This is a genomic window from Calidifontibacillus oryziterrae, from assembly GCF_000331575.1.
In the GTDB taxonomy this organism is placed as follows: Bacteria; Bacillota; Bacilli; order Bacillales; family Bacillaceae_J; genus Calidifontibacillus_A; species Calidifontibacillus_A oryziterrae.
The window spans coordinates 129,055-151,660 of the sequence record NZ_ANOK01000003.1 but is presented as its reverse complement, the minus strand read 5'-3'; the positions used below and the strand labels follow the sequence as shown (position 1 = coordinate 151,660).

At 34.9% G+C, this 22,606-nt stretch carries 25 protein-coding genes; 9 read left to right on the top strand and 16 right to left on the bottom strand.

From position 1 onward, the window contains the following. The first annotated feature begins 14 nt into the window (after positions 1 to 14). Positions 15 to 449 carry a DUF1885 family protein gene (locus D612_RS0100805; RefSeq protein ID WP_017753566.1) on the top strand — a complete coding sequence of 145 codons (435 nt, stop codon included), beginning with the start codon at positions 15 to 17 and terminating at the stop codon, positions 447 to 449. Positions 450 to 514: 65 nt separating this feature from the next. On the opposite strand, the gene D612_RS0100800 is transcribed toward D612_RS0100805, so the two are convergent. Beyond that, positions 515 to 1,624, bottom strand: coding sequence for a M23 family metallopeptidase (locus D612_RS0100800; RefSeq protein WP_017753565.1), 1,110 nt, complete (start codon positions 1,622 to 1,624; stop codon positions 515 to 517). An 87-nt stretch (positions 1,625 to 1,711) separates the two neighbouring features. Here D612_RS0100800 and D612_RS17645 point away from each other — a divergent pair, with 87 nt between their 5' ends. Continuing rightward, positions 1,712 to 2,626 carry a C39 family peptidase gene (locus tag D612_RS17645; protein ID WP_017753564.1) on the top strand — a complete coding sequence of 305 codons (915 nt, stop codon included), beginning with the start codon at positions 1,712 to 1,714 and terminating at the stop codon, positions 2,624 to 2,626. 88 nt (positions 2,627 to 2,714) lie between these two features. On the opposite strand, the gene asnB is transcribed toward D612_RS17645, so the two are convergent. Next, positions 2,715 to 4,610, bottom strand: a complete 1,896-nt coding sequence (gene asnB, locus D612_RS0100790; RefSeq protein ID WP_017753563.1) for an asparagine synthase (glutamine-hydrolyzing) — start codon at positions 4,608 to 4,610, stop codon at positions 2,715 to 2,717. A gap of 100 nt (positions 4,611 to 4,710) precedes the next feature. Then, positions 4,711 to 5,559: a polysaccharide deacetylase family protein gene (locus D612_RS0100785; protein ID WP_017753562.1), complete on the bottom strand. Its 849-nt coding sequence runs from the start codon at positions 5,557 to 5,559 to the stop codon at positions 4,711 to 4,713. A 151-nt stretch (positions 5,560 to 5,710) separates the two neighbouring features. On the opposite strand from D612_RS0100785, the gene D612_RS0100780 reads away from it, so the two are divergent. Together D612_RS0100780 and D612_RS0100775 are read left to right on the top strand one after the other, a co-directional pair. Next, positions 5,711 to 6,757: an aromatic acid exporter family protein gene (locus D612_RS0100780; RefSeq protein WP_017753561.1), complete on the top strand. Its 1,047-nt coding sequence runs from the start codon at positions 5,711 to 5,713 to the stop codon at positions 6,755 to 6,757. Positions 6,758 to 6,925: 168 nt separating this feature from the next. Continuing rightward, positions 6,926 to 7,315: a thioredoxin domain-containing protein gene (locus D612_RS0100775; protein WP_017753560.1), complete on the top strand. Its 390-nt coding sequence runs from the start codon at positions 6,926 to 6,928 to the stop codon at positions 7,313 to 7,315. An 82-nt stretch (positions 7,316 to 7,397) separates the two neighbouring features. Here the strand turns inward: D612_RS0100775 and lpdA are convergent, their stop codons facing one another. The 5 genes from lpdA to D612_RS17640 form a co-directional block, all read right to left on the bottom strand. Further along, the gene (lpdA, locus tag D612_RS0100770; RefSeq protein WP_017753559.1) at positions 7,398 to 8,810 is read right to left on the bottom strand and encodes a dihydrolipoyl dehydrogenase; all 1,413 of its coding nucleotides are present in this window, start codon (positions 8,808 to 8,810) and stop codon (positions 7,398 to 7,400) included. Positions 8,811 to 8,814: 4 nt separating this feature from the next. Then, on the bottom strand, positions 8,815 to 10,125 hold the full coding sequence (locus tag D612_RS0100765; protein WP_017753558.1) for a dihydrolipoamide acetyltransferase family protein: 1,311 nt from the start codon (positions 10,123 to 10,125) through the stop codon (positions 8,815 to 8,817). 35 nt (positions 10,126 to 10,160) lie between these two features. Beyond that, on the bottom strand, positions 10,161 to 11,138 hold the full coding sequence (locus tag D612_RS0100760) for an alpha-ketoacid dehydrogenase subunit beta (RefSeq protein WP_017753557.1): 978 nt from the start codon (positions 11,136 to 11,138) through the stop codon (positions 10,161 to 10,163). Positions 11,139 to 11,141: 3 nt separating this feature from the next. Then, positions 11,142 to 12,194 (bottom strand): pyruvate dehydrogenase (acetyl-transferring) E1 component subunit alpha, encoded by a 1,053-nt coding sequence (gene pdhA / locus D612_RS0100755; RefSeq protein ID WP_034725760.1) that lies wholly within the window; start codon positions 12,192 to 12,194, stop codon positions 11,142 to 11,144. 201 nt (positions 12,195 to 12,395) lie between these two features. Further along, positions 12,396 to 13,082: a YkyA family protein gene (locus D612_RS17640; RefSeq protein ID WP_017753555.1), complete on the bottom strand. Its 687-nt coding sequence runs from the start codon at positions 13,080 to 13,082 to the stop codon at positions 12,396 to 12,398. A 205-nt stretch (positions 13,083 to 13,287) separates the two neighbouring features. On the opposite strand from D612_RS17640, the gene def reads away from it, so the two are divergent. Continuing rightward, positions 13,288 to 13,842 carry a peptide deformylase gene (def, locus tag D612_RS0100745; RefSeq protein WP_017753554.1) on the top strand — a complete coding sequence of 185 codons (555 nt, stop codon included), beginning with the start codon at positions 13,288 to 13,290 and terminating at the stop codon, positions 13,840 to 13,842. A gap of 163 nt (positions 13,843 to 14,005) precedes the next feature. Here the strand turns inward: def and D612_RS0100740 are convergent, their stop codons facing one another. Next, positions 14,006 to 14,785 carry a Cof-type HAD-IIB family hydrolase gene (locus D612_RS0100740; protein ID WP_017753553.1) on the bottom strand — a complete coding sequence of 260 codons (780 nt, stop codon included), beginning with the start codon at positions 14,783 to 14,785 and terminating at the stop codon, positions 14,006 to 14,008. Between the two features lie 394 nt (positions 14,786 to 15,179). Between D612_RS0100740 and D612_RS0100735 the strand changes: the two genes are divergently transcribed. Continuing rightward, the gene (locus D612_RS0100735) at positions 15,180 to 15,389 is read left to right on the top strand and encodes a DNA-dependent RNA polymerase subunit epsilon (RefSeq protein WP_017753552.1); all 210 of its coding nucleotides are present in this window, start codon (positions 15,180 to 15,182) and stop codon (positions 15,387 to 15,389) included. 3 nt (positions 15,390 to 15,392) lie between these two features. Next, positions 15,393 to 17,060, top strand: a complete 1,668-nt coding sequence (rnjA, locus tag D612_RS0100730; RefSeq protein ID WP_017753551.1) for a ribonuclease J1 — start codon at positions 15,393 to 15,395, stop codon at positions 17,058 to 17,060. A gap of 55 nt (positions 17,061 to 17,115) precedes the next feature. Here rnjA and D612_RS0100725 read toward each other — a convergent pair whose 3' ends face one another. From D612_RS0100725 to D612_RS0100700, 6 genes are all read right to left on the bottom strand, one after another. Further along, the gene (locus D612_RS0100725; protein WP_017753550.1) at positions 17,116 to 17,781 is read right to left on the bottom strand and encodes a potassium channel family protein; all 666 of its coding nucleotides are present in this window, start codon (positions 17,779 to 17,781) and stop codon (positions 17,116 to 17,118) included. Between the two features lie 152 nt (positions 17,782 to 17,933). After that, entirely contained in the window at positions 17,934 to 18,389 is a 456-nt protein-coding gene (locus tag D612_RS0100720) for a TlpA disulfide reductase family protein (RefSeq protein WP_017753549.1), read from the bottom strand. A gap of 109 nt (positions 18,390 to 18,498) precedes the next feature. Continuing rightward, positions 18,499 to 18,747 carry a YkuS family protein gene (locus D612_RS0100715; RefSeq protein WP_017753548.1) on the bottom strand — a complete coding sequence of 83 codons (249 nt, stop codon included), beginning with the start codon at positions 18,745 to 18,747 and terminating at the stop codon, positions 18,499 to 18,501. Positions 18,748 to 18,817: 70 nt separating this feature from the next. Beyond that, positions 18,818 to 19,600 carry a TerC family protein gene (locus tag D612_RS0100710; protein ID WP_017753547.1) on the bottom strand — a complete coding sequence of 261 codons (783 nt, stop codon included), beginning with the start codon at positions 19,598 to 19,600 and terminating at the stop codon, positions 18,818 to 18,820. Between the two features lie 199 nt (positions 19,601 to 19,799). Further along, positions 19,800 to 20,246 carry a cyclic-di-AMP-binding protein CbpB gene (gene cbpB, locus D612_RS0100705; RefSeq protein WP_017753546.1) on the bottom strand — a complete coding sequence of 149 codons (447 nt, stop codon included), beginning with the start codon at positions 20,244 to 20,246 and terminating at the stop codon, positions 19,800 to 19,802. A gap of 151 nt (positions 20,247 to 20,397) precedes the next feature. Beyond that, positions 20,398 to 20,643 carry a DUF1797 family protein gene (locus tag D612_RS0100700; protein ID WP_017753545.1) on the bottom strand — a complete coding sequence of 82 codons (246 nt, stop codon included), beginning with the start codon at positions 20,641 to 20,643 and terminating at the stop codon, positions 20,398 to 20,400. A 144-nt stretch (positions 20,644 to 20,787) separates the two neighbouring features. Between D612_RS0100700 and D612_RS0100695 the strand changes: the two genes are divergently transcribed. Both D612_RS0100695 and D612_RS0100690 read left to right on the top strand, forming a co-directional pair. Then, a complete protein-coding gene (locus D612_RS0100695; RefSeq protein ID WP_017753544.1) occupies positions 20,788 to 21,747 on the top strand; it encodes an MBL fold metallo-hydrolase in 960 nt (319 codons plus the stop codon). After that, positions 21,744 to 22,001, top strand: a complete 258-nt coding sequence (locus D612_RS0100690; protein ID WP_017753543.1) for a glutaredoxin domain-containing protein — start codon at positions 21,744 to 21,746, stop codon at positions 21,999 to 22,001. Before D612_RS0100695 ends, D612_RS0100690 begins: the two co-directional genes overlap by 4 nt. On the opposite strand, the gene D612_RS0100685 is transcribed toward D612_RS0100690, so the two are convergent. Further along, positions 21,991 to 22,506 (bottom strand): DUF3993 domain-containing protein, encoded by a 516-nt coding sequence (locus D612_RS0100685; RefSeq protein WP_407637437.1) that lies wholly within the window; start codon positions 22,504 to 22,506, stop codon positions 21,991 to 21,993. The genes D612_RS0100690 and D612_RS0100685 overlap by 11 nt on opposite strands. Positions 22,507 to 22,606: the final 100 nt, after the last annotated feature.

Genomic DNA, 22,606 nt, shown 5'->3' with positions numbered 1-22,606 from the left:
GGGGAAGATTTTATATGCCTAGTACTGCTTACATAAAGCTTGTTCCAGCTTCTAATAAACAAGAAGTTTCCTTAGCTGACCTTAAAAACCTTTTTCATTATTATAAGGAAATCACCTCAAAAACTGGACAACAGCTTGAATGGGAGTATGAAGACTGTGCTTTTCCTTATGAAATTAAGGAAAAATACGATGTAAACGGCGAGTGGTTTTACCTTAAAGGAACAAAAGATCGTTATCATTATATTCTACTTGGGGTTGGATCAGAACAAATAATCGAAGAAGATGGACAAATTAAGACCCAGAATTTCATTCAAGTAGCTCTACCTGAAGGGGCAACACATGGTGATAAAGGAAAAGCAAATGAATTTTGCAAATTTATCGCCCGAAAGCTAAATGGCGAATTACACTTATTTAACGGCAGAATCATGTATTTATACGATAAAAAATAAACTATATAACTAGTGGGGCAAGAATCACCTATTACAAAAGAATGTAATTTGATTGATTATTGCCCTCATTCATTTTTATTAAAAGCAGCATTCAATACATTGATTATTTCTTCATGTGAGAGGTTTTTCCAAAATAATTCACCAAGGAATAAAATATCTAAATGTAGATGTAGCTCAGTATCATCATTTTCAACCTCCCCACTAGTCCCCGAATTTCCGATAAATCCTATATGTGTATCACCATCCACCCGACTTCCAACCTTGATCTCATCGTTAATTCGATCAAGGTGTGCAAATCTTGCTTGTAGCCCATTATCGTATTGAATCCAAACCTGTCTTCCACGTAAACGATCTAAAATATATTCGGGTGTTTTCCCATATTCCTTCGTTATTGATAAGTCTAAATTTCGTTCACTTACGTCATTGTAAGGCTCATAGCTATGGTCTGCTCTAACAACAATCCCTTCGCCCATAGCAAATACTTTCGTATTACGATTGATTGGAACACCTGCTGAAAATTCATACCAATCCATACCTTCATGATATCCATTACGATATGCTCGTTTTGCACCAGGTAGATGGGAAGGTATAGTATCCACTTTTGCTCCAATAATCGGGCTACTAAATTGTTCAATCAAAATCATCCATTGGTCTACATCTTGTAATTTCTCAATATTAGAAAACTGACTTGTAACCTCCTTACTGTCATTATAATTAAGATTTATTATATGATTTGAAACATGATAGTCTATCCCTATATAATTCAGAAAGTTTATAGGCAAACAAAGTCTGTTTTGTATTATTTCAAATGAATGGTTTCCCGGGAAAAAAAAGCCATTCATTTGAATAACGGGAACACCGTATACGAAATAAAATTCATTGTCACCAACTTCCATATAAAGTGTTTTGTCTATATTATTATATGAAAAGCTCCCACCTATTTTGTCTATAAGATCCTTCACAGCGAAAAATGATTCATTATTAAACTGATAAATCTGAACTTGGCTTATATATCGATTTGATTCCTCTATTTCCTTCGTTAAATTTCTATTTTGACTAATTTTTTGCGGTGCATTTTTAACACTTTTATCTTTATTATAATTATTGAGAGCGCAAGCTGAAATTGTAAAAAGGAATACAAGGAATATAAAAATCACTAAATACGTTTTCTTCATAATTACTCCTTTACTACCTTCTATATTTTACGTAATAGTTTTGTTAAAATCATAAGTAGCATAATTAATTTAAGTGGAGAGTATACCATGTTATACGTTTTATTCTTTTTTACTTTACTAGTATCGTTACTACTATTCATTTCCATATTTTTAAATAATATAAATAAAAGTTATGTGGTTAAAGCAAAACTGTATTTGCTATTATTTCTTCTACTTTTTATTTATGTTGGCTATCAATTAGCAGAAGAGCATCAATTATTTCAAAAAATCTCTGAATCCATTGCTACAAATAGGATTGTTGATAATAATATGAATGCAAAAGATGATATAGATTATAAATTTGCCTATTTACATTCTCACGATGTTACATTGCTTACTCCTGACCTAGATAATTTAAAAAAAGAGATGCTTTTAGATGTAGATGTAATTTCACAGCTCCCTGAATTGCCTCGTGGTTGCGAAGTTACTAGTTTGGCAATGCTATTAAACTATTCAGGCGTAAATGTTGATAAGCTTACACTTGCAAATGAGGTAAAAAAAGAAGATATCGATGTTGTGAATGAAAATGGGAAAAAGCTTTACGGAAACCCACATTATGGTTTTGTTGGAGATATATATTCCTTAAAAAACTTTGGTCTTGGCGTATATCATGAACCAATCCGAGACCTTGCTGAAAAATATTTGCCAGGCCAAATTAGAGACTTTTCTAACGGAGAGTTTAATGAAATTTTGTATCATGTCGGTAAAAAGAGGCCTGTTTGGGTCATTATTAATACGGAATATAAAAAGCTTCCACAAAAATATTTCCAAACATGGAATACAAAAGTAGGAAAAATCGAAGTTACCTTTAAAGAGCATTCTGTTGTCATTACTGGATATGACGAAGATTATATTTATTTTAATGATCCTCTAACGGCTGCAAAAAACAAAAAAGTTCCGATACAAGATTTCAAAGAAGCATGGATTCAAATGGGAGAACAAGCCATCACTGTGCTTCAATAACAAAATCAAAAAATAAAAACTTATCTATTTAAAAGGGTTGTCTATTCAAGGCGTATCGCGTACTTGAATGAAGACAACCCTTTGTTTATTACACTAATACATTGTTTCTTTGTTGATCACTAGCTTTACTTGTATCAAAATCATACAACTTTTCTATAAATATTTGGTGCCAAATCATGAAAATTAACACAGTCCAAATTTTCCTGCTATTATCTGCCTTACCCTGGCAATGCTCGTCTAGCTGTCTTAGAACATATTGCTTATCAATCCACTCATCCGTTTGACTATTATGAATTAAAGATACAGCCCAGTCATGTAATTCATTTTTTAACCAAACACGAATTGGCACAGGAAATCCTAACTTCTTCCGATTTAACACATGGTCAGGAACAATTCCGTTCATCGCTTCTCGCAAAATGTATTTAGTAGTTTGATTTGCAATTTTCATAGATGGCGCAATTTCAGAAGCGACTCGAAATACTTCCTTATCCAAAAACGGAACACGCAGCTCTAACGAATTAGCCATCGTCATTTTGTCCGCCTTTAATAAAATGTCCCCTCTTAACCACGTATGAATATCTATATATTGCATTTTATTCACTAAATTGTAAGTTTCTATTTGCTTATAAAGGGGATTTGTGAGTTTTTGATAAACTAAACCTTTATCATACGACTTCAAAAATAACTCTTTTTCCTCTTCGTTATACATCTTTGCATTCCCAATATACCGTTCTTCTAGTGGCGTACAACCCCGTTCAATGAAGCTTTTGCCTTTTGTACCATCTGGGAGTCCACGCACTGTGCTCTTTAACACTTTTTTTACTATGTTTGGTACATTGTTGAAATGCCTTAATGAATATGGCTCTCGATATATGTTATAGCCGCCAAATAATTCGTCTGCCCCTTCGCCCGATAACACAACTGTAACATGCTTCCGCGCTTCACGAGCAACAAAATACAATGGAATTGCTGCAGGATCAGCCAGGGGATCATCCATATGCCAGACTATCTTCGGTAATTCCTTTGCATATTCCTCTGGAGTTATATAATAGTGTATATTTTTCAAATTTAAACTTGCCGCTGTTTCCTTTGCTACATCTATTTCACTATAGCCATTTTGTTCAAAACCAACGGAAAACGTTAATAATGACGGGTTAAATTCCTTTGCAATGGAAACGATCGCTGATGAGTCAATCCCACCAGATAAGAAAGAACCTACAGGTACATCACTGCGCATATGTTTTTCAACAGAGTCAAACATTACGTCTCTAATTTGCTTAATCAATTGTTCTTTTGTGTACTCTTTCGGCTGAAACTGAACATTCCAATATTTTTTTATAATAATAGGCTCGCCTAAATATTTAATAAAATAATGCCCTGGCTCTAGTTTCTTAATATTGCTTGATAAGGTGAGAGGCTCTGGCACATATTGATATGTAAAATAATGCTGTAACGCCTCTAAATCTAAGCCAATATTCTCTTTCACTTTTAATATGCTCTTTTTTTCAGAAGCAAAATAAAAATCCTTCTCATCTTCTAAATAAAAGAAAGGCTTGATGCCAAAATGATCTCTAGCTCCAAAAAGCATATTTTTTTCTTTATCATAAATAACAAACGCAAACATCCCTCTAAGCTCATCGACTACAGCTTGTCCCAACTTTTGATAAAGAGCAAGAATTACTTCTGTATCTGAGCTTGTTTGAAAGGTATAACCTTCTGAAAGTAGTTTTTCTCTTAGTTCGATATAGTTGTAAATTTCACCATTAAAGACAATCCAATATTTTTGGTCATTATAGGATAATGGCTGATGACCGCCTTCTAAATCAATAATACTTAGCCTGCGAAATCCGAGCTTAATTTCCTCATCGGAATAATAGCCTTCATCATCAGGACCACGATGATAGATCGCATTATTCATATCCATAAACTCATTTATTGATATTGCTTTATTAGGAGATTGTACTACCCCTACAAACCCACACATTCATTTATCCTCCTTAAAAACCAGTAAACTCTAGTTGAACTAATTACTTTTACCTTTATTCATTATACAGTTATTTTTTGTCTCTTACTAAATGAAATTTTTATAGTGTTTCGATTAAATGGGGGTCAACAATTTCATAACCTTTTTCTTGCAGTCCAGTAACAATATCTCTTAGCGCCTCTTTTGTCCACTGGCGGTCATGCATTAAAAGATTCGCACCATTTCGAAGATATTCAGTATTCACCATAATATCCGCAATAGCATCTTTATTCATATACTCTTTTTCAAAATCATAACCATATGTCCAATTCATCACGACCATTTTTTCATCAGCAGCAACCTTTCTACTGTAATCGGTATTAACCCCAAATGGAGCCCTTAAAAATTTAGGACGTTCCCCAATAATACTTTCTACTAAGTTGTTTAATTCTACAATTTCTTTATATTGTTCTTCTTCTGAAAGATCTCTTAGAAGTTGATGTGACATCGTATGATTCCCAATTAAAAATCCCATATCATGAATCTCTTTTAATACTTCTTTTTCAGCATCTGTATCTAAAAAGTGACCATTTACAAAGAAAATCGCATTTACATTTAATTCATGTAAAATATTTGCAATTTCAAGCGCATGCTTATCCGGTGCATCATCGAACGTCAACATTACGACATTTTCTGGTGCATCAGCTAAAGGAACTACATTAGAATTGGCTGGATTTATCTTATATTGCGGTTCAGAAAGTGTAACTGGATCTTGTTCAGGAACTTCAAGTTCCTCCGTTTGTTCTTCATTACTGTCTTCTTCAGGTTGTGAAGTAGGTGAATTAATTTGAGAATGCTCCTCGTTTGATGTAATTGTTTGTTCTTGATTTGCACCATCATTATTACTAGAGCATGCAGAAAATAACATTATAACTAGTAATAAAAGCAAATAACTCCATTTTTTTCTCATTTTCTAGTCCCCCATTTTTAGTGAATACTTATTAAGTATAATATATCTAAAAAAAAAAGTTCACCCCATTATTTGGAATTTAGTACTATAATAAAATACAAGAGCTTCATCTAGAAAAGTCATCAGATTAATCGATTTGGATGGAATATTAATGGAAAGAATCACAAAATTTTTTTTAATCGGTGGACGAGTGTTAAAAACAGGAATTTCTGTGCTTATTACCGCTTGGATTTGTCACTTTTTTCACTTGCCTGCAATATTTGCTGTCATCACAGCCATTGTAACAATTGAACCTACTGCATCTGATTCAATCAAAAAAGGATTTGTACGTTTCCCTGCTGCTGCGATAGGAGCAGCAATTTCTATGTTTTTAACTTTTCAGCTTGGTGAAACTGCATTAACATACGCTCTTTCCGCTATGTTTACGATATTCCTTTGCCATAAATTAAAGCTTGACGATGGAATAGTAGTTGCAACCATAACAGCTGTGGCAATGATACCCGCAACAAATGATCAATACTTGCTGGCATTTATTACCCGTTTAGCAACAACATCAATTGGAATTATTATTTCAACAATTGTAAACATTATTATTTTCCCACCCAAATTCTCACCAATTATTAATAAATATATTGATGATATTCAAGAGTTAGCTGCCTCTATTCTTCAATTAAAAATACAACAAATTACAGCTTTCAATGCTGAAACAAAAAAAAATATTGATAAATTGTTTGCCAATATGTCCAGTCAAATCGATAAAACAAATAAACTTTGTTATTATCAGCGTGAGGAATTTAAATATCACAAACAAAAGCATGGTGAAATCAGAAGATTACATCATGCATTAAAAAGGGTGAATGACCTTCAGCTTATTGCATTTCATATAGGAAATTTAAATCATGTAAATGCGAATCAACTTAATTTTAGTGACGAAGAGAGAGAGGTTGTAATAAAGACATTGCAATCATTAATTGAAATATTGCAAAATCCAGTAAAAACTATACGAGAAGAGCATTACAAATTGATTGCGGAAGTCGACATGATTTTTAGAGAATGGAAAACAAACATTGATGAAAATGATCCTGATCATAAATACTATCATCACTTTACACCACAAACAATTATTTTATATGAGCTTTTATCCATTTCAGATGTTCTTCAGGATTTGCAACAACTATATGTGAAATGTAAACAATAAATTTTCTTACTATATTTATTAAATATCTTTGTTTGTCACAACTATATCTAGTATTTTTCATTTATGTAACAAATAGATGACAACTATTCCACTTTTTAAAATCAATGATAAAATAATCCATAGGGTGTAGATACATAATTTCTCATTCAGAAAGAAGTGAGCATCAGCATGAAAAAGAAACTTGGATCAATCTTCTTATCCATGTTTTTATTGACAGCCTGTAATACGGTTGACGGTGATTCAATATCTGATATTAATTTGGAAGGAGAAGGCTATCATTTATTGTTCTTTTCAGATGAAGAAAAAATTAAGCTGGAGAACAATTATTATGATGTCTTACTCGATCTAAGAAAAGAATTTCCAAATGAAATGGCAGATGTCATTCTTGTTCAATCAACAAATAAGAATGAAAAACTTAAAAAATTTGATGTTAGTGTTTATCCTACGCTAATTGTTATTAAAGACGGAGAAGTACTAACACGGATTGAAGGAAAGCAAAGCAAGCGAGAAATTATGAATCACCTTAAGAAAGCCATGGAAGACCAAAAAAAGAGGTAAATGGCCAAGGACCGCTCCATACAGAGCGGCTCTTTTTTTGGCCATTACAATTTTTATAACGTAAGCGCTCGGTCTTTTTGAACTATTTGACGATATGGATCGGACTCCCGATTGCTACTTCTGCAGCCTCCATTGTAATTTCCCCAAGCGTAGGATGAGCATGTATGGTCATTGCAATATCCTCTGCTGTCATTCCCGCTTCAATTGCCAAACCAAGTTCCGCAATCATATCCGAAGCACTAGGCCCGATGATTTGTGCCCCAATAACTAAATCATCACTTTTACGTGTTACAAGCTTTAAAAATCCCTCGGTTTCATTAAGTGCTAAAGCTCGACCATTCGCAGCAAATGGGAATTTAGCAGTAACGACCTCGATACCTTCATCTTTTGCCTGTTGTTCAAAATAACCAACAGATGCACATTCTGGGTCCGAAAACACTACTGCAGGGATCGCATGGTAGTCAATCACTGAAGGTCGGCCAGAAATTGCTTCAGCAGCAATTTTACCTTCATAAGATGCTTTATGCGCTAGTGGTGGACCTTCTACAATATCACCGATCGCATAAAAGTTCGAGACTGACGTCCGACATTGATCGTCAATTTTGATTAAGCCACGGTCGTTCATCTCTATCCCGATATTTTCTAGTCCAAATTCACTTGTATTTGGCTTTCGACCTACTGTTACTAATACATAATCGGCTTCAATTGTTTTCATTTCACCTTTAGCCTCAAACGTTACTTTTACACCATCTGTTGATTCTTCTACACCTTTTCCAAATGCTTTTGTAAATATTTCAACATTTCCTTTTTTCTTCAATCGTTTTTTTACAATTGCACTCATTTGCTTCTCAAAACCGGACAAAATTTCATCTGCTGCTTCTAATATTGTAATTTGAGTACCAAAATTAGCATATGCTGTGCCTAATTCAATGCCAATATAGCCACCACCAATGATAACCATTTTATTAGGAATTGCAGGTAAATTTAATGCACCTGTTGAATCTAGAACTCGGGCTGAATATTTAAAGGCTGGAAGTTCTATTGGTGTAGAGCCTGTTGCAACAATTGCGTTTTTAAATTTATACGTTTGGGCTGAATTTTCTGTCATAACACGAGCTGTATTTTTGTCAACAAAATATGCTTCGCCATTTACAATCTCAACTTTATTACCCTTTAACAAAGCTGCTACTCCACCTGTAAGTTTAGAAACGACACTACTTTTCCATTGTTGTACCTTTGAAAAATCAATCTTTACATTCTCAACAGTTATCCCGATATCATCAGAATGTTTTGCAATTTCGTAACGATGACCAGCTGAAATCAATGCTTTGGAAGGGATACAGCCAACATTAAGACAGACTCCGCCGAGTTCAGCTTTTTCGACAATTGTTACCTTTTGTCCTAGCTGTGCTGCTCTAATTGCTGCTACATAGCCCCCAGGCCCTGCTCCAACAACAAGTGTTTCTGTTTCAATTGGAAAATCTCCTACAACCATAGATTTATGCCTCCATTATTAATAATTGTGGATCATGAAGCAATCGTTTTATATGATTTAATGCAAGTTGGGCTGTTGCACCATCAATAATTCGATGGTCAAAACTTAATGAAAGGGCAAGTACAGGAGCAGCAACAATTTCACCATTTTTTACAACCGGTTTTTCGGCGATCCGACCAATTCCTAATATAACAACCTCAGGATGATTAATAACAGGAGTAAACCACATGCCCCCAGCTGATCCTATATTTGTAATCGTGCAGGAACTACCCTTCATTTCATCTGGTGCCAACTTCCCATCTCGAGCTTTTTCAGCCAGCTCATTAATCTCTTTAGAAATTGAGAGAATTGATTTTCGATCTGCATCTTTCACAACAGGCACTAATAAGCCTCTGTCGGTATCGGCTGCAATCCCGATATTATAATAATGCTTTTGTATAATCTCCTCGGCATTATCATCAAGAGAAGTATTTAATATCGGATATTCCCGTAAAGCTGAAACTAAAGCCTTCACTACATATGGTAGATAAGTAAGTTTGATTCCTTTCTCAAGTGCCATTTCCTTAAATTTTTTACGATGTGAAACTAAATCGGTTACCTCTACATCATCCATTAATGTTACATGTGGTGCAGTTTGCTTCGAATTAACCATTGCTTTTGCAATTGCTTTCCGAACACCACTCATTTTTTCCCTAGTCTCGAAATATTGACTAGGAGGAACGTTTTTCATCGCTTTATTTTCATCTAGTTGTGGAGCTTTGCTTTCGGCTGTTTCAATATTTACTTGAGCATCTGATGATAAATCCCCTGCTAAAAACTTGTCTATATCAGTTTTAACAATACGACCATTTTTGCCAGATCCAATTACTTGATTAATCGTTACCCCTTTTTCACGTGCATATTTACGAACCGACGGCATAGCAATAACCCGTTCATTCTGTAAGGAACTGGCTTCATTCGAATCTGCTTTTGTTTGTGGAGAATCCTTCTCTACCGTAACAGGTGGTTGCAATTCAGCACTATCCCGAGATTGATCCTCTGTTGTTGTTGAGCTTTCCGCATCATTTCTTTCATATCCTTCAGCATCTATTGTAATAATGATATCTCCAACAACAGCAACCGTTCCTTCAGATGCCTTTATTTCTTTTACTGTCCCTTCAACTGGTGAAGGAATTTCAACAACAGCTTTATCGTTCTGGACTTCACAAAGAATATCATCTTCTTTTACTGTATCTCCAGGCTTTACAAACCATTTAACAATTTCACCTTCATGAATTCCTTCACCTATATCTGGTAATTTGAATTCAAATGCCACAATTTTTCCCTCCTATGCTTCATGATTAAATAGCTTTAAAAATTAATTACATATTTTGCTTTTTCAATAATGTCTGTGTAGTTAGGCAGCCACACATCTTCTGCTTGTGAAAAAGGAAAAATAGTATCAGGCGCTGTAACTCGAACAATTGGTGCTTCTAAATGCAATATTGCTCTCTCCGTTATTTCCGCAACAACATTTGCTGCAACTCCCGCTTGTTTTTGTGCTTCCTGAACTACAATTGCCCTGTTAGTTTTCTTAACAGATTCGACAATTGTTTCTGTATCAATTGGGCTTACTGTACGAAGATCAATTACCTCTACACTGATTCCCTCTTTTTCAAGTTCCTCTGCAGCTTTAAGTGAGGAATGAACCATGGCCCCATACGTAATAATTGTTAAGTTCTCTCCTTGCCTTTTAATATCCGCTTTACCGATAGGAATTGTATATTCACCTTCAGGAACATCCTCACGGAAGGAACGATAAAGCTTCATATGCTCTAGAAAAATGACAGGATCATTATCACGTATAGCCGCTATTAATAGACCCTTTGCATCAGATGGAGTTGAAGGAATTACGACCTTAAGACCAGGCTGTTGTGCCATTAGACCTTCGAGATTATCAGCATGTAGCTCTGGAGTCTTAACCCCACCCCCGAAAGGTGAGCGGACAGTTATTGGAGCCGAAAACCTACCGCCGGAACGATAGCGCATCCGAGCCATCTGCCCATTAATCGAGTCCATAACTTCATAAACAAAACCAAAAAATTGAATTTCTGGTACTGGTCGAAAGCCTTCAAGTGCTAATCCAATCGCTAAGCCACCTATTGCTGACTCTGCTAACGGGGTATCAAATACGCGATCCTCGCCAAACTCCTTTTGAAGTCCCTCAGTAGCCCGGAATACACCCCCGTTAACGCCAACATCCTCACCAAAGACAAGAACATTAGGGTCATTTTTTAACTCGGTACGCAAGGCATCAGTGATTGCTTGAATCATCGTCATTTGAGTCATACTTTATTTCGACTCCTTTCGTACATATTCTTCTCTCTGTTCTTTTAAATGATTAGGAGGTTGTTCAAACATTATGTCAATCAATTCCGTCACTTTTTGTTTTGGTATCTCATCTGTTTTCTTTATTGCAGCCTTAATATCTTCTTTTGCTTGTTCAATAATATTTTCTTCCTCATCTATAGACCATAATTGTTTAGATTCTAAATACTTTCTAAAACGTACAAGTGGGTCCTTCTTTTCCCATTCGTTATCCAAAACACTAGTTCTATATCTAGTCGGATCGTCACCCGCCATTGTATGTGGACCATAACGATAGGTAAGCGTTTCAATTAATGTTGGTCCCTCTCCATTAATAGCACGTTCTCGAGCTTCCTTCACTGCTGAATAAACCGCTAGTACATCCATTCCATCTACTTGAATACCTGGTATTCCTACTGCGATGGATTTTTGCGCAATCGTTTTAGCAGCTGTCTGCTTCTCAACCGGTGTTGATATTGCAAACCGGTTATTTTGCACAACAAAAATAACTGGTGCCTTATAAGCTCCGGCAAAGTTCATCCCTTCATAGAAATCGCCCTGTGAAGATCCACCGTCACCAGTATACGTAATTGCAACAGCCTTTTTCCCACGCTTTTTCAGACCTAATCCAACACCTGTTGCTTGAACAATTTGGGCACCAATGATTATTTGTGGCGCTAAAGCATTCACTCCTTCTGGCATTTGATTCCCAACATAGTGCCCTCTAGAAAATAAGAAAGCTTTATATAAAGGTAAACCGTGCCAAATAAGCTGAGGAACATCACGATAACCCGGTAATATCCAATCGTCTTTTTCCAGTGCATAATGGCTGCCTAATTGTGATGCCTCTTGTCCTGCAGTCGGGGCATAAAAACCTAATCTGCCCTGACGGTTTAATGAAATTGATCTTTGGTCTAAGACACGTGTATAAACCATCCGTTTCATTAATTCTTTTAACTGTTCATTAGAAAGCTCCGGCAAGGCCTCTTCATTTACAACACGACCTTCTTCATTTAAGATTTGAAACGTTTTAAACATTTCTTCAACTTTATTGAGAATTGAATTATGACTCACTATTTCTCACCTCATCCTTTCAAATACAAAGTTGTTATTTTAATAATTCATATACATACAGCTTTAGAATACCCATCCTTCCTATTCATCTATTCCCAATTTTATAGCTCTATAACCTAAAATCATTTTTACATAAAAAAAGACTTACCCATTAAATGGATAAGTCTATTTTCCTTCTTCATTCTCACCGCTGACTGTCGCTTGCTCAAAGACAACATCAAGTCCTGCAGCTTCATAAAATTCTTTTTTCTTTACGTTGTATGTATCTGTTAATTCATTGAACTGTTCATTTGTTTTAACAACGTTATCATACATTTCATTTATTTTCCGTATTTGTTCTTCTAGCTGTTGCAATGTTAAGTCTTCCCTCTGGAACATCTCGTAAAGAGTGCGGTCTAAAGCAATGGCCTCTTTATAATAACTGTATAATAAGTCATATGTATCATACCTTCTTTTCATCGCGTTTAGCAGTTCTTCCGCCTTTTGTTTTACCGATTCTTCTTTTAATTTTCTAACCTTTGACTCAATCAGTAAAAACTCTTGTCGAGAGGCATGAATACTATCTTTTTCTTTTTCAATTCTTGCTTCACGCTCATCTATAATAGCTAACGCCTCTTGAGATAACACTTTGATCTCATTAAATTCTGACATTCCTAGTTTAATTATTTTTTCATATAATTCCTGCTCTTTCATTTCTAGCTCAACTAGCGGCTGTTGCTGTTCCTCAAATACTCCTTCGAGGGATACAGCCTTTTCGAGATGATTAAAAATCTCTTCTTCTACAGCCATCCCGCACCCTGTTAACATACTAAATAAAACTATAATAAAGGTAATATATTTTATAAAATACAATGGAAGCTCCTCCTTGTCTAAAACCTTATTATAAGTTGTATTAAATTAGATGACAACAATAATTTCAAATATTTCCTTGCTTGTCATTATTGTATGTGCTTGTCCATTAGTCTAGTCTAAATACTTAAAAAACAATAAACTTTTTAATAAAAACAAAAATATGCTACACTAAGCTTACTTAATAGGAAAGAGGAGATGAAAACAATTGATTACAATGGATAGTATTGTCCGTGAGGGGCATCCTGCACTTCGTGAAAAATCACAAGATGTCAAACTTCCTGCATCAGAGGAAGATAAACAGATATTACGAAAGATGATCGAATTCGTAATGAATAGCCAAAATCCTGAAATTGCTGAAAAATATAATTTACGTCCTGGAATAGGGCTAGCAGCACCACAATTGGGAATTAACAAAAAAATGATTGCAATTTATGTAACGGACGAAAATGATAAACTTTATAACTATGCGTTATTTAATCCGAAAATCATTAGCCATTCTACGCAAAGAAGCTTTCTAGCTAGTGGTGAAGGTTGTTTATCTGTTGACCGTGATGTTCCTGGCATCGTACCACGATATGCTAAAATTACTGTTAAAGCGACTGATTTAGAAGGGAAAGAAGTGAATCTCCGTTTAAAAGGACTGCCGGCAATCGTTTTCCAACATGAAATCGATCATTTAAATGGGGTTATGTTTTATGATCATATCGATAAAAACGATCCATTCAAAGAACCTGCAGACGCTATTGTAATTGGCAGATAAATTTTTTTTTTGATTGTAGCGATGGGCGGCGGCTCCAGAGGGATACCCGTCGGGTAGTCAAGACCCGGCACGAGGGAAGTGAAGGAAGCAGATCGGGGCTAGCCTAATACCTGAGGTCCGTTTCCGCCCAAAGCGAAAATCAACTATAAATAATAACAGAGTCTCATTTTATAAGTCCTATATGCTTTAAACCTTTCATAATTCCATCTTCATCTACATCATCAGTTACATAATCAGCGATCCTCTTTAATTCTCTTTTAGCATTTCCCATTGCTATTCCAGTACCTACTTCTGTTAACATTTGCATATCATTTAAGCCATCTCCAAATGCATATATATCCTCGATTGGGATACCTAACCTATTTATAATCTCCTTAATCCCTAGAGCCTTCGATCCACCATGTGGAAGGACATCTGTAGATAACCGGTGCCACCTTACAAAATCAAACTGTTTAAAACAATTTTTATACTGTACTTCATCTTTTTCTTCACAAAACAATAATGTTTGGTAAATAGCCTGATGTTTATAAAAATCCGCATCAATAAGGGGGTACGGGAAATCAATGCTAGCTAAGCTTTCGGCAATGAAAGCTTGGCTACTCTCATTTGCCCTCATATGTGATTCGTTCATAAAAACAAGAGAATGACCATATTCTTTAGAAAATTGTACGAGCTCCATTAAAGACTTTTGTTCCAATTGTCGTTCAAAGATAATTTCACTCTCAAGAACAACATATTGACCGTTAAAGCTTACAAACGTATCAATATTCAATTCTCTCCTTATATGCTTGAACATAAATGGCGCTCTTCCTGTTGCAATGGCAACCATAATATTGTTTTCCTTTAATTTCTGTAATGCTTCTTTTGTCGATTTTCTTATTTTTCCATCCCCACCAAGTAATGTTCCATCAATATCAAAAAAAACAATCTTCTGTCTACTCATGTATATGTCCCCTAGTTTAATTGTTAATCTTCGTCTTTTGCTTTAATTGATAACATTCAAATTACTTGATTTCATTCATATTGTCAAATCAACAATGGTCCCTATGGACGTTTTCCAACAATCGCCATGAAACAAAATGAAGAACACAACACATAATACTAATAAAACAACTTCATTTTTTATGTTGTATAAAAAATGTAAGGACGGAGATGATTGATTATGTTAAAACGCTTAAAAAAGAAACTTCGGGAACAAATGAAGGATTTATTAAGACGCCGAACCATTGCATAGGCTCCCATATTTGTGCTAAAAAAGAAAAAACATGAAAAACATTTTGATTTCCGCTATAATGAACAAAGATGAATAATTGAAATTCGCAAGGAGAGAGTGAAGTATGATTTATAAAGTTTTTTTTCAAGCAATTAAAAGGGAAGTACCTGTTCGTGAACGGACACAAACTGTTTACGTAGAAGCAAATTCTGAAAAAGATGTCCGATTAAAATTAGCGGAAAAAGATCTTAACATAGAATTTATTCAACCATTAGATGACTCTCATCTAGAATATGAGAAGCGCTCAGAATATTTTGTATTGGAGAATGTGTAGTATATGAAATTTTTAAAACAAAACCAAGTTGCAGTATTTGCGTTAGGAGGATTAGGAGAAATTGGCAAAAATACGTACGGAATTCAATATCAGGATGAAATAATCGTTATTGATGCTGGTATAAAATTTCCGGAGGATGAATTATTAGGCATTGACTATGTCATTCCTGACTATACGTACTTAGTGAAAAATCAAGAAAAAATTAAAGGGGTATTTATTACTCACGGTCACGAGGACCATATTGGTGGAATACCATATTTATTACGTCAAATTAATGTACCAATATATGGCGGAAAACTTGCTCTCGGTTTAATTAAAAATAAACTTGAAGAGCATGGTCTTTTAAGACAAGCAAAGCTAATTGATATAAAAGAGGACGACATAATAAAATTTAAACATTTGTCGGTAGAATTTTATCGAACAACTCATAGTATACCTGATGCTTACGGAATCGTTATCAATACACCCCACGGGAATATAGTGCATACAGGTGATTTTAAATTTGACTTTACTCCTGTTGGAGAACCAGCAAATTTAACAAAAATGGCAGAAATCGGTAAGAATGGTGTACTCTGTCTTCTTTCAGATAGCACAAATAGTGAAATTCCTGATTTTACTATGTCAGAAAGACGTGTCGGTGATAGCATTAAAGATATTTTCCGTAAGGTTGAAGGTCGGATTATCTTTGCAACCTTCGCATCTAATATTCATCGTCTACAGCAAGTCGTTGAAGCAGCCGTATTAAATAATCGAAAGATTGCCGTTTTTGGACGTAGTATGGAAGCAGCGATGGAGATCGGTCAAGAATTAGGTTACATAAAAGCACCTAAGGATACAATTATTGATGCATCACAAATAAATCGCTTACCTAGTAACCAAGTAACCATCCTTTGTACAGGAAGTCAAGGTGAGCCAATGGCTGCTCTTTCTAGAATTGCCAACGGAACTCATCGGCAAATCCAGATTAATCCTGGGGATACCGTTGTCTTTTCATCTTCGCCAATTCCTGGAAATACAATTAGTGTTAGCCGCGTTATTAACAGCCTGTATCGTGCAGGTGCTGAAGTTATTCACGGTGCATTAAATGATATTCACACATCTGGACACGGGGGACAACAAGAGCAAAAGCTAATGCTCCGTTTAATGAAACCTAAATATTTCATGCCAATCCATGGAGAATATCGTATGCTTACAACCCATACAAAGCTCGCTATTGAGTGTGGTGTTAAACCTGAGAATAATTTTATTATGGATAATGGCGATGTTCTTACCTTAAATGATAAAGAAGCTTCTGTCAGCGGTAAAATAACATCTGGTTCTGTTTATGTTGATGGTAATGGAATTGGTGATATTGGTAATATTGTATTGCGTGATCGTCGGATCTTATCTGAAGAAGGTTTAGTAATTGTTGTTGTTAGCATAAATATGAAGGAATTCAAAATCATGGCAGGTCCTGATTTGATTTCTAGAGGTTTTGTATATATGAGAGAGTCGAGTGATCTAATAAATGATGCACAATCACTTATTGCAAAGCATTTAGAAAAAATAATGGAACGAAAAACAACGCAGTGGTCAGAAATAAAAAATGAAATCACCGATGTACTAGCACCATTTTTATATGAAAAAACAAAACGGAAGCCGATGATTTTACCAATCATTATGGAAATTTAATAAGTGGGGGCGATTGCTTAGCCCCGATTTAAAAAACCACCTAATTAGGTGGTTTTTACACTTTATCTCCTAAACTTTTTTCTAGTCGATCGATATTCATGTCAGCACCAATCACTATTAAAATATCCCCTTCCTTGATCGCCTCCATTGCTAACGGTGAAACAATGATATCATTACTTCTCTTGATTGCAACAATATTACAGCCATATTTTGCACGTATATCTAAGTCAATAAGTGTCTTGCCATACATTTTACTGCTTGCCATTAATTCAACAATGCTATGTTCATCAGATAATTCCAAGTAGTCTAATACATTGTTAGAGATCATATTATTTGCAATTCTTTTACCCATATCACGTTCCGGATGAACGACATGATCTGCTCCTATTTTTAATAAAACCTTTTCATGATAATCATTTTGTGCTTTAACGGTTATCTTCCCGACTCCCAATTCCTTTAAAATGAGTGTGGTTAATATACTTGATTGAATATTGTCACCAATTGCAACGATTACATGATCAAAATTCCGAATTCCCAATCCTTTTAGTACACTTTCATCTGTTGTATCCGCTACCACTGCATGTGATACTATATTAGAAAATTCATGGACTCGATCTTCATTTATATCTATTGCTAATACTTCCATTCCTTCTTGTGCTAATGTCCTGCATATACTTCCACCAAAACGACCAAGTCCAATTACTGCAAACTCTTTCTTCATAAGTATTCCTCCGTTTGAATGAATCAAACCAATTGTACCATATGTAACGAATGGCGCAAGCGCCTTATAAGAATAATACTATCACAGGTGTCTTAATCAATTTTTCGTTTTACCTAAAACAATAGTAAAAGCTAGATAATAATATATCTAGCTTACATTCTACTATCCACTTCTTCTAGAACTCGGTTCACTCTTTTTGTCAGCATCTTCATCCCGCTACCGCCTGCTTGAAAATGGCGCAGTCTTCCTTTTTTATCAAAAACATAATAAGCTGGAACATATTGATTCTTAAAGGCGTCTGTTAACTTATGCCCATTATCAACATAGATTGGCTGAATGATATTATGTTGTTTTGCAACCTTCTTAATCTCTTCAATATTTAAATCCTTTTCAGACCTTGGTATATGTACTGCAATAACATTCAATTGCTCCTTATACTGTGTACGAAACTCATTAATGCTTGGTATAGCTTCCTTGCATAATCCACAGCTTATCGACCAAAAATGAATAAGTGTTGGTTTTTCTCCAATTAAATCATCCCTTGCAACTTCTCCATTTAACCAAACAGTAGCTCCATCTAGTGGGGGCATAAGATCCCTAAGCATCATATTCCATAACCTCCTTTTCTATCAATATGTATATTCCCTATTTCGTTTTATGTAAACTATAAAAACAAGAAATTCGCCAATATAGCGAATTTCGAAGTTTATATTTCACTTATGATCGATTGATATGATTTTCTACCTCTTGAACAACTTGGTTTGCTGTTAATCCTTTCGCCTCAATAACTGGACCTTCGATAACTGTATTTGCGATTCCCATTACATTCGTATCTAAGCCTGTAATTACACAGCAGTCACAACCGTTTGCATCGCTTTCTTGTTTCAATTGTACGACTTGATGACCATTTTCTTGAAGGGCTTGCTGCACATCTGTCAGTGATTGCTCAACTCCGATTTTTGCCATTAGTTATCCACCTCCTTACTTCTACATTTTTTCCGAAAATATAGAAGTTATGCAAATAAAGGTAGTGAATTTACACAGCAGTTTTTTCTTGTTCCACAGCTTTATCCTTTGAGAATACATACCCGAGTACTGCAATCAAAAGTAAGACGACGTAAAATGTAATTTTCCATGCAGGCGACTCAACGAAATGATGCGGTAATATTGCCAATGCTGGATGACTAATTGTATATACGGCTAGCTTTACACCAACCCAGCCAACAATAGTAAATGCAGCAATTTCCAATCCAGGTCGACGGTGTAGTAATTTTACAAACACTGAAGCGGCAAAGCGCATAATAATCACACCGATAAATCCACCAGCGAAGACTACAATAAATTTCCCACCGTCTAATCCTCCAATGTTAGGTAACCCACTAGGCGGTAAAGCTACTGCTAACGCTACAGCGGCTAGTATAGAGTCAACCGCGAAAGCAATATCAGCTACTTCAACCTTGAACACTGTAAACCAAAAGCCCGAACCATTATCATTTTTATCCTCATCTGTTAAATTAACTTGTTCTTTATTGTTTGCTAGTTTTTTGTAAATATGTCGAATAGAAATAAACAAAAGATAAAAGGCTCCAATTGCTTGAACTTGCCAAATATCAACTAAATAGGAGATCGCGAACAACGCCCCAAACCGAAAGAAAAACGCTCCTATTAGTCCATAAAATAACGCTTTTCTTCTTGTCTTTTCAGGTAGGTGTCTTACCATAATCGCCAAAACTAACGCATTATCTGCTGCTAATAGGCCTTCCAAAGCAATTAAAATTAAAAATACCCATCCATATTCCATTAATAATGCAAAATCCATTCTAGATCCCCTCCTAAAAGCATTAAAAAAGACCTTTACCCAGTGGGTAAAGGTCTTGCTAACAACAAAACTTTTGTTGCCAATAAAGCCGGGGAAAATCCCGTCGTGACGACTTTATTGTCCAGCTACTCCCCTTTAAGTATAATTTACTTAAATTTAGCATAGGCCTTATTTCAATGAATGTCAATCATTTAACCAATTATGAATTAGGTAATTTCGTTAAATTCTTTGTAAATAATTTTATGATCGACCTTCTCGTTAATATACCGCAAAAAATTCCCATATTATCCTCAATACAAACAAACGGATGATTTATCGTTAATCCAAGGGCCCGAACAAACTCATGATTCAACTTTAGTCTAGGTATATCTGAATTCATTACATCCTCAACCTTAAGCAAGGATAGTTTTTCTGTTTCAAGTGACTCAATTCCTAATATAGTGTCCATAATCATCGTTGTACTAATCAATCCTTTTAACCTATAATTTCGATCTAACACTGGAACTGCCGAATACCCTGATTTTGTTAAAACTAGCAAAGCATGCTCTAAAGGATTATCAACTTGAACATGTGCCACCTTCTCGGATTTTATCATTAAATCTTCTATTTTAGTATTAATAATATTTTCTTTTTGATAGCTATACAATCTTTCCCCAACCCTTCTCCCATTTTATATAGAATATGTATATATAATGTAAACGCTTTCCGTAATTGCCAACTATTATTGTAACATTTAAGCTAACCAATTTTAAACAAAAAGCTATCTCAATGAGATAGCCTTGTAGGGATATGTACTTTTAATCATCAGCACTCATGATATCAAAAACGTCAATAGCGACCATATCAACATTATCAAATTGGTAAATTTTTGGTTTTTCACCTTGCATATATACCTCTAATTCAAACATTTTCGTTTGATCATTATATTTAACACTACACTTCCGTTCACCATTTTTTTCAAAAAAACGTTGTTTTAACTCACCATTATTATCTTCATCCTGTAAGGACATTAATCTCTTCAGAACCCCATTAAGTAGTGACATCCCTATTCTCCTTTCATCATATGTTATTTTTATAATTAACCTCCAATGGAAAGTCCATTCTTATCTTTTGTATATGTAAAAAAACACCTAACTTTACAATCTCAACCACATTCACTACAATTATTTGAAAGGGGGATGAAAAATATGAATGTTAGACCAATCGATTTAGGAAATAATATTTCGTTTTTTGATATATTTGATATGGGGATGGAAAAACGTACCGGGACGTATGTTATCCATGACAAATCTTTAACAATTATTGAAACAAGTGCAAGCCCATCTGTCCGATACATAGTAGATGGTTTAAAAAAACTTAACATTAATCCAAAAGATATCCAATATATTATCGTTACCCATATCCATTTAGATCATGCAGGGGGTGCCGGTCTATTAGTAAAGGAATGTCCAAATGCCAAGGTCGTTGTCCACCCAAAAGGTGCTCGTCATCTAATCGATCCTACTAGACTTATTGCAGGTGCAAGAGCAGTTTATGGTGAGTCCTTTGATGAACTTTTTAATCCAATTTTGCCAATCCCTGAAGATCGTATTCTCATTAAACACGATAGGGAAACCATTCAACTTGAAAATAGGGTGCTTACATTTTACGATAGTCCTGGTCATGCCAATCATCATTTTAGTATTCATGATAGCGGCTCTAATGGTATTTTTACTGGAGATACTTGTGGGATATATTACCAGGATATTAGTGAATTTGATTTTTATTTACCGACAACCTCACCAAATCAATTTAACCCAGAGGCAATGCTAGACTCAATTGGGAAATTTGAAAGTTTAAATGTAAATCATATTTATTTTGGACATTTTGGAATGAGTAATCAGCCTACTGATGTGTATTCTAAAGTAAGAAAATGGTTACCAATATTTGTAGACACTGCAGAAGAAGTATATAATAAATACGAAACGAAGGACGTAAAACAACTGACAAATGAAATTTCCGAACAGCTTTTTAAAAAAATTAAAACATATTTAACCGAAAATCATATCCCTGATAATCATAACGTGTACGATATTATAAAATTAGATGTAGACATTTGTTCCATGGGATTAGTTGATTATTTAATAAAGCGAGAAGGGATAAAATGACATATAAAAGAATAATTTTATTTTCCCAAGATTCCTGTTCCTCTAGTAAGATCATTAGAGAATTCTTATCATTCGAAAATATTTTATTTGAGGAGTACAACATTACCAAGGATTACAAGGCAAGAGAAACGATGATTAAGGAATATAAATCATACACGACACCAACTGTAGTTGTAGGGGAAAAAGTTATTCGTGGATTTCAATTAGATTTGCTTGAAGCACTATTAAAAGAAGAGAACGCTCCTAGTCATTAGAAGCGTTCTCTTCTGGTTTTGCCTCACTAATTTCATAATCACTAATTTGCCATCCACTAGTTGTTTTTGTAATTGTCAAAATTTGATAATGTGGTTGATCCCAAATTATTGATCCTTCTAATTGTGGTAAAAAGTATTCATAGACAATGATTTTATCCAAGGTAGTCAAAAGCTTTGTATTGTCATTATAGGAATAAAAAGGAATAAAATAGTCTGGAATATCTGTACCATACATTATTACCCCTTCGGGTTCTAGGAAAAGATGCTCTTTAGTAAATAAAAGCTGGTATTCCTCTGTAAAAAACGGCGATAAGATCTCAGAAACTTCCTGTTGAGTCCGGTACTTTTCTGCTAATGAAAGTTGAGCTACAAAGGCCTCCTGTAAAAATGTAAAAATTTCATTTTTTGTAGGTTGTTTGTTTTCGGCATATATAAACTGAACTTGTCCAATTACCAGGAAAAAAAATAAAGTCCACATAATTCTTTTTATCTTCAATTTCCCCACCCCTTCTAACCTGTTCTAGGACTGCTCATTTGTAGCCCCTCTTTGTATATTTATTTCGATTGGTACAACATGATCCTTTTCCCCACAAATTGGGCAATTG

Excerpts from the sequence above, each read along its gene's own strand:
- D612_RS0100805 (WP_017753566.1), top strand. The coding sequence starts at position 15 with ATGCCTAGTACTGCTTACATAAAGCTTGTTCCAGCTTCTAATAAACAA.
- D612_RS0100800 (WP_017753565.1), bottom strand. The coding sequence starts at position 1,624 with ATGAAGAAAACGTATTTAGTGATTTTTATATTCCTTGTATTCCTTTTT.
- D612_RS17645 (WP_017753564.1), top strand. The coding sequence starts at position 1,712 with ATGTTATACGTTTTATTCTTTTTTACTTTACTAGTATCGTTACTACTA.
- asnB (WP_017753563.1), bottom strand. The coding sequence starts at position 4,610 with ATGTGTGGGTTTGTAGGGGTAGTACAATCTCCTAATAAAGCAATATCA.
- D612_RS0100785 (WP_017753562.1), bottom strand. The coding sequence starts at position 5,559 with ATGAGAAAAAAATGGAGTTATTTGCTTTTATTACTAGTTATAATGTTA.
- D612_RS0100780 (WP_017753561.1), top strand. The coding sequence starts at position 5,711 with ATGGAAAGAATCACAAAATTTTTTTTAATCGGTGGACGAGTGTTAAAA.
- D612_RS0100775 (WP_017753560.1), top strand. The coding sequence starts at position 6,926 with ATGAAAAAGAAACTTGGATCAATCTTCTTATCCATGTTTTTATTGACA.
- lpdA (WP_017753559.1), bottom strand. The coding sequence starts at position 8,810 with ATGGTTGTAGGAGATTTTCCAATTGAAACAGAAACACTTGTTGTTGGA.
- D612_RS0100760 (WP_017753557.1), bottom strand. The coding sequence starts at position 11,138 with ATGACTCAAATGACGATGATTCAAGCAATCACTGATGCCTTGCGTACC.
- pdhA (WP_034725760.1), bottom strand. The coding sequence starts at position 12,194 with ATGTTTAAAACGTTTCAAATCTTAAATGAAGAAGGTCGTGTTGTAAAT.
- D612_RS0100740 (WP_017753553.1), bottom strand. The coding sequence starts at position 14,785 with ATGAGTAGACAGAAGATTGTTTTTTTTGATATTGATGGAACATTACTT.
- D612_RS0100735 (WP_017753552.1), top strand. The coding sequence starts at position 15,180 with ATGATTTATAAAGTTTTTTTTCAAGCAATTAAAAGGGAAGTACCTGTT.
- rnjA (WP_017753551.1), top strand. The coding sequence starts at position 15,393 with ATGAAATTTTTAAAACAAAACCAAGTTGCAGTATTTGCGTTAGGAGGA.
- D612_RS0100725 (WP_017753550.1), bottom strand. The coding sequence starts at position 17,781 with ATGAAGAAAGAGTTTGCAGTAATTGGACTTGGTCGTTTTGGTGGAAGT.
- D612_RS0100720 (WP_017753549.1), bottom strand. The coding sequence starts at position 18,389 with ATGATGCTTAGGGATCTTATGCCCCCACTAGATGGAGCTACTGTTTGG.
- D612_RS0100715 (WP_017753548.1), bottom strand. The coding sequence starts at position 18,747 with ATGGCAAAAATCGGAGTTGAGCAATCACTGACAGATGTGCAGCAAGCC.
- D612_RS0100710 (WP_017753547.1), bottom strand. The coding sequence starts at position 19,600 with ATGGATTTTGCATTATTAATGGAATATGGATGGGTATTTTTAATTTTA.
- D612_RS0100700 (WP_017753545.1), bottom strand. The coding sequence starts at position 20,643 with ATGTCACTACTTAATGGGGTTCTGAAGAGATTAATGTCCTTACAGGAT.
- D612_RS0100695 (WP_017753544.1), top strand. The coding sequence starts at position 20,788 with ATGAATGTTAGACCAATCGATTTAGGAAATAATATTTCGTTTTTTGAT.
- D612_RS0100690 (WP_017753543.1), top strand. The coding sequence starts at position 21,744 with ATGACATATAAAAGAATAATTTTATTTTCCCAAGATTCCTGTTCCTCT.